Source organism: Neisseria sp. P0022.S010, assembly GCF_051956635.1.
The window spans coordinates 1-5,158 of the sequence record NZ_JBQCXF010000201.1 but is presented as its reverse complement, the minus strand read 5'-3'; the positions used below and the strand labels follow the sequence as shown (position 1 = coordinate 5,158).

Here is a 5,158-nt window from a genome sequence, read left to right as displayed (position 1 = left end):
GCCGAAGGCTACCGCAACTTCTGCAATAAATTGTGGAACGCCACCAACTTCGTGTTGATGAACACCGAAGACAAAGACTGCGGTCAAGACGAAATGCAGCCGTTGGCGTTTACCTTCGCCGACCAATGGATTATCGGCAAACTGCAACAAGCCGAAGCCGCCGTTGCCGAAGCCTTTGAAACCTACCGCTTCGACCTTGCCGCGCAAACGCTGTACGAATTTGTATGGAACGAATATTGCGACTGGTACATCGAGCTGGCAAAAGTGCAAATCCAAACCGGCTGCCCGACAACCCAGCGCACCACACGCCGCACCCTCGTGCGCGTACTCGAAACCATCCTGCGCCTGCTGCACCCAATCATGCCTTTCATTACCGAAGAGCTGTGGCAGGTCGTTGCGCCTCTGGCGAATGCCAAAACCGCCGACAGCATCATGTTGGCCGCTTATCCGCAAGCCGATAAAGAACAAATCGTTCAGACGGCCTTCGACAAAATGGCCGCATTGAAAGACTTGGTGGAAGAAGTGCGCAAACTGCGCGGCGAAATGGGTATCGCGCCAAACGTCAAAGCGCCGCTCTTCGTCGAAGGCAGCGCAGAACTCGAAGGCCTGCTCAAATACCTGCCGTCGCTGACCCGACTGACCGAAGCCAAGCTGGTGGACAGCCTGCCCGAAAGCGAAGACGCGCCTGTCGCCGTCTGCAACGGCGCGCGCCTGATGCTGAAAGTCGAAATCGATAAAGCCGCCGAAACCGCCCGTTTGAGCAAAGAAGCCGAGAAGCTGCAAAAAGCCTTGGACAAACTCAATGCCAAACTCTCCAAACCCGGCTATGTGGACAAAGCCCCCGCACATCTGGTGGAGAAGGATAAGGCGGAATTGGCTGAGTTGATGGATAAGATGGGGAAAGTGGAAGGGCAATTGGCGAAGTTGAGAGGGTGATTGGAAGGCAGCCTGAAAACGGTGGAGTGGTTTTCAGGCCGAAACACAGCTTTCATATTTTAAAAATTCAAAAATGTACGGAGACTATCATGGATATCGCTGCTTCTATTTTAGACCAACAGCTTTTAGGTATTCCGCAGGAAACCAAAGATGAAGTATGCCAAATTTTGAACATCAACCCAAATGACACGGACAAACTCAAATCCGCCCTGTTTACTTTTATCTGTATCAAAGACATTTTGGATTTGGATGAAGAAACAGCCTTGGATTGTCTGGTTGACGGAGGCGGAGATTTTGGAACGGATGCTGTTTATATAGATGAAGAAAACGATGGGGAATTTTCCGTTGTCCTTATCCAGTCAAAATACGCCAAGAGTTTGGACGGAAATAAAAATTTCCCACAAACCGGCATAGAAAAATTAATCAAGGCCGTTCAATATCTGTTTAATCCGGCTGCCGATTTGGGCGGCATCAATATGCGCTTGAAAGCCAAAGTCGAAGATATCCGCTCACGTATTCGGGACGGGCAGATACCGCAGATTCGGGTTATCGCCTGCAACAACGGGCTGAAATGGAACCGGGAAGCGCAAACCGATATTGACCGCGAATTTCAATCTGTATCCCAAGTGTCATGGGAGTATGCCAACCATGAAACCCTGCTGGCTATCCGTAGCCGCACAAAACCTGTCGATGCCGTATTGCGGCTGAAAGGCAAAGCAGTAATTGAAGATATGAATTTCAGCCGCGTCTGTATCGGGCGGATTCCTGTTAAAGAAATTGCCCAATTAATGAGACAGCATGGCGAAAAACTACTGGAAAGGAATATCCGCCGTTATCTCGGTTTGACAGGAAACCGCGTTAATCAGGATATCCAAAGAACCCTGCAACACGAGCCGGATAATTTCTATTTTTACAATAACGGGCTGACTTTGATATGCAGAAGTTTTTCCTATAATGCCTTGCAGACATCCGATTACCAGGTCAATGTTACGGATTTGCAGATTGTAAACGGCGGTCAGACATCCATGACCCTGATGAACGCAATAGCAGATTTTTCCGATATTTCGGACAATGCCAGCGTGTTGGTGCGCATCTACGAGCTGCCAAAAGAGCAAAACGATTTGGTTATGAAAATCACCCATGCCACCAACAGCCAAAATCCTGTGGATTTGAAGGATTTGAGAGCCAACGATCCCCAGCAGCAGCGTTTGGAGATATCGATTGCAGAGTTGGGTTACACCTACCGACGCAAGCGTAGCCAGGAAGCAGGAAAAAACGATATTACATCAGGCACGGTTGCCGAAGCGGTACTTTCGGTTGTCAAAGAAAAACCCCAGCAGGCGAAATTTTTCACCAAGGAGCATTTTGGTAAATTGTATGGCGAAATTTTCGATAATTTGAACGGGGCGCAGGCGGTATTGTCCGTATTGATTTACCGTATGGCAGAGAACAGAAGAAAACGCCCGCAGGAAAATGATCCCGACTTTGTCCGTTATGCTTCCTGTTTTATTGCCATGCAGATTGGCAGGAAACTTCTTGCAGATTTAGGATTGGCATCATTTGATTTGGTTAATCATCAAAATTTCGTTTCTTTGCAGGCACGGCTGGATGAAAAGGGCGAAGCCTACCTTCAAGCAGCAATACAGGACATCCGGCAGGCACTTGCTGCACTTTACAACGATAGCTCAGAAATTTCTTTACAACAACTTGCCGCCACGTTTAGACGTGGAGATTTAATTAATTACTTGAAGTAACCGACTAACCAATGGGGAGGTCGTCTGAATCCGTCTTTCAGACGGCCTCCCCATTTTCAGGCTGCCCTTCCCAAGTCAGCCTGAAACCTTTCCCCCGCCCCAAACCCATCCGCCGTCATTCCCGCCTGCGCGGGAATGACGGTGTTTGTTGCTTTTCAGACGGCCTTTTTCTTTTTTTTAATCCATCACATTCAATCAAACCAAACAATCTGATTTTCATCCACGCTGATGCTGATTTCCTGTCCGGTTTGCGGTTTGTCCGTATCGTGGTCGGCGTGGGGATACCAAATCAAATCGCCGTATTGCGGATGGGCGAGGGTGAGGCGTGTGCCTTCGGCAAGGGGGACGGCTTCGCTGATGCGGACGGCTGTGCCGTTCGGGTCGAATCGGATGGCGTGTTGGGGGATGTAGCGTGTGTCGTCGGTGTTGGACAAACCGAGCAGCAGGGCGGCTTGGGCGTTGACGGGGCGGCGGATAAGGGTTTCCGGCGTGCCGTGTTGGAGGATGCGGCCTTCGTGCATGATGGCGATGGTGTCGGCCATGGTGCAGGCTTCCTCGGCGGAGTGGGTCACGAGGATGGCGGGGATGTTTTGGCTGCGGATGCGTTCGGCGGTCAGGGTGCGCAGGTGGCGGCGCAGGTGGGTGTCGAGGCTGGAGAAGGCTTCGTCCAAGAGCAACAGCGACGGGCGCGTGATTAGGGCGCGTGCGAGGGCGAGGCGTTGCTGTTCGCCGCCGGAGAGGCTTTCGGGTTTGCGTTGCGCTTCGTGTTCCAAACCGATGTCGCGCAAGGCCTGCATGGATTGTTCTTCGATTTCGGCTTTGGGCAGACGGCGCATTTTGAGGCCGAAACCGACGTTGTCGAGGGCGGTTAAATGCGGCAAAAGGGCGTAGTCTTGAAACATCAGCGAGATATTGCGTTTTTCAGACGGCATGTCGGTGATGTTGTCGCCGTTGAGCCAGACTTCGCCGCTGTCGGGACGCACCAGGCCGACGATGGTTTTGAGCAGGGTGGATTTGCCGCAGCCGGAGCGGCCGAGTACGGCGAGGATTTCGCCTGCTTCGACGTTTAGGTTGATGTCTTGGGCAACGGTTTTGCTGCCGAAGCGTTTGTTGATGTTTTTGAGTTGCAACATGGTTTCAGACGGCCTTTAAAAATGGGGTCGGCAACGGATGCTGTCGAGCCATGCGGACAGCGGATGTTTGGGGTTGATCAGGCCGTATCGCCGGCAGGCTTCAAGCGTAACCATCTGGGCATCGTGCATCATGTGTCCGCCCAACATGGCTTCGAGCAGGGTGGGGATGTCCATCAGTTCAAAACCGGCGACTTCGCCGTCTTGGTTGGCGGGTTGGAAGTCTTCGGGCAGGATAATGTCGAAGATATGCAGGATTTCGTTGTGGACACCGCGGTTAACGGGGCGCAAACTATATATTTGGGCGGTCGGTCGGATATGGGGGGTTAACGAAGCGGGAATGCCTGCTTCTTCTTCGCCTTCGCGGCAGACGGCTTCAGACGGCCTCTCGCCGCTGCTGATGCCGCCGCCGGTCAGGTTGTCGAGTTTGTTTGGATCGACGGCTTTGTGCGGACTGCGGCGGCCTATCCAAAAGCGCAGACGGTTTTCTGTTTCGACCAATCCGTTCAAATGCACTGCCTGACTCATCAGGCCGAACGGACGGAAGGCGGCGCGTTCGAGTGCGCATAAAGGCTTGCCCGACTGGTCGCAGATGTCGAACTTTTCATCGCGCCAACCTTTGAGCCAACCGCACTCGCGCCATTGTTGCGCCAGCGTTTGCAAACTGTCGCCCATTTCCGCCCAGCTGTCGGTTTCCAAATTCAGGCCGTCTGAAAGGGTCGACTGCCTGCCTGTCCAATCTTGCCCGAGGCGTTCGCGCCATAACGGGTTCAGACGGCCTAAAGGCAGGCCGTTGAGATACAGAATGCACCAATCGTCGGATGCGCCATAGCTGGTTTGTGCCCAATCCCACAATGCGTCGTGGACATCAGGCGCGAATACCTGTTCAAAGCGGAAAGACTGAGACACGGCACATCCTCCAAAAGAACTAAAGATACGTCGATTTTAGCCGTTTACGGCGAATTTGCAAAACAACCATACCCCCTGAAAACCGCTATAATAGAGTAAACCATCCGAAACGAGCACATCATGAGCGAATTGAGCGAAATCCTCGCCTATAACCAACATTTCGTCGAAACGGGCGAATACGAAAAATACTTTACCAACAAATACCCCGGTCGCGAGCTGGCCATCCTCTCCTGTATGGACGCGCGCATTATCGAGCTGCTGCCCAATGCGTTGGGCTTGAAAAACGGCGATGCCAAGCTCATCAAAAACGCCGGCGCGCTGGTGACCCACCCTTGGGGTTCGGTGATGCGCAGTTTGTTGGTGGCCGTATTTGAACTCAAAGTCAAAGAAATCATGGTCATTGCCCACCACGACTGCGGTATGCGCGGA

At 52.4% G+C, this 5,158-nt stretch carries 5 protein-coding genes; 3 read left to right on the top strand and 2 right to left on the bottom strand.

The window, feature by feature from the left end:
- Together ACTHUT_RS13675 and ACTHUT_RS13670 are read left to right on the top strand one after the other, a co-directional pair.
- On the top strand, positions 1–936 hold a 936-nt coding region (locus tag ACTHUT_RS13675), incomplete at its 5' end, for a class I tRNA ligase family protein (RefSeq protein ID WP_440418899.1).
- Between the two features lie 167 nt (positions 937–1,103).
- Complete coding sequence (locus ACTHUT_RS13670; RefSeq protein WP_440418898.1) at positions 1,104–2,690, top strand: AIPR family protein; 1,587 nt, start codon at positions 1,104–1,106, stop codon at positions 2,688–2,690.
- Between the two features lie 191 nt (positions 2,691–2,881).
- On the opposite strand, the gene ACTHUT_RS13665 is transcribed toward ACTHUT_RS13670, so the two are convergent.
- On the bottom strand, positions 2,882–3,823 hold the full coding sequence (locus ACTHUT_RS13665) for an ABC transporter ATP-binding protein (RefSeq protein ID WP_440386579.1): 942 nt from the start codon (positions 3,821–3,823) through the stop codon (positions 2,882–2,884).
- A gap of 15 nt (positions 3,824–3,838) precedes the next feature.
- Positions 3,839–4,729, bottom strand: a complete 891-nt coding sequence (locus ACTHUT_RS13660) for a DUF4743 domain-containing protein (protein WP_440386578.1) — start codon at positions 4,727–4,729, stop codon at positions 3,839–3,841.
- A 120-nt stretch (positions 4,730–4,849) separates the two neighbouring features.
- On the opposite strand from ACTHUT_RS13660, the gene ACTHUT_RS13655 reads away from it, so the two are divergent.
- A partial coding sequence (locus ACTHUT_RS13655) for a beta-class carbonic anhydrase (RefSeq protein ID WP_440418897.1) occupies positions 4,850–5,158 on the top strand: 309 nt, incomplete at its 3' end.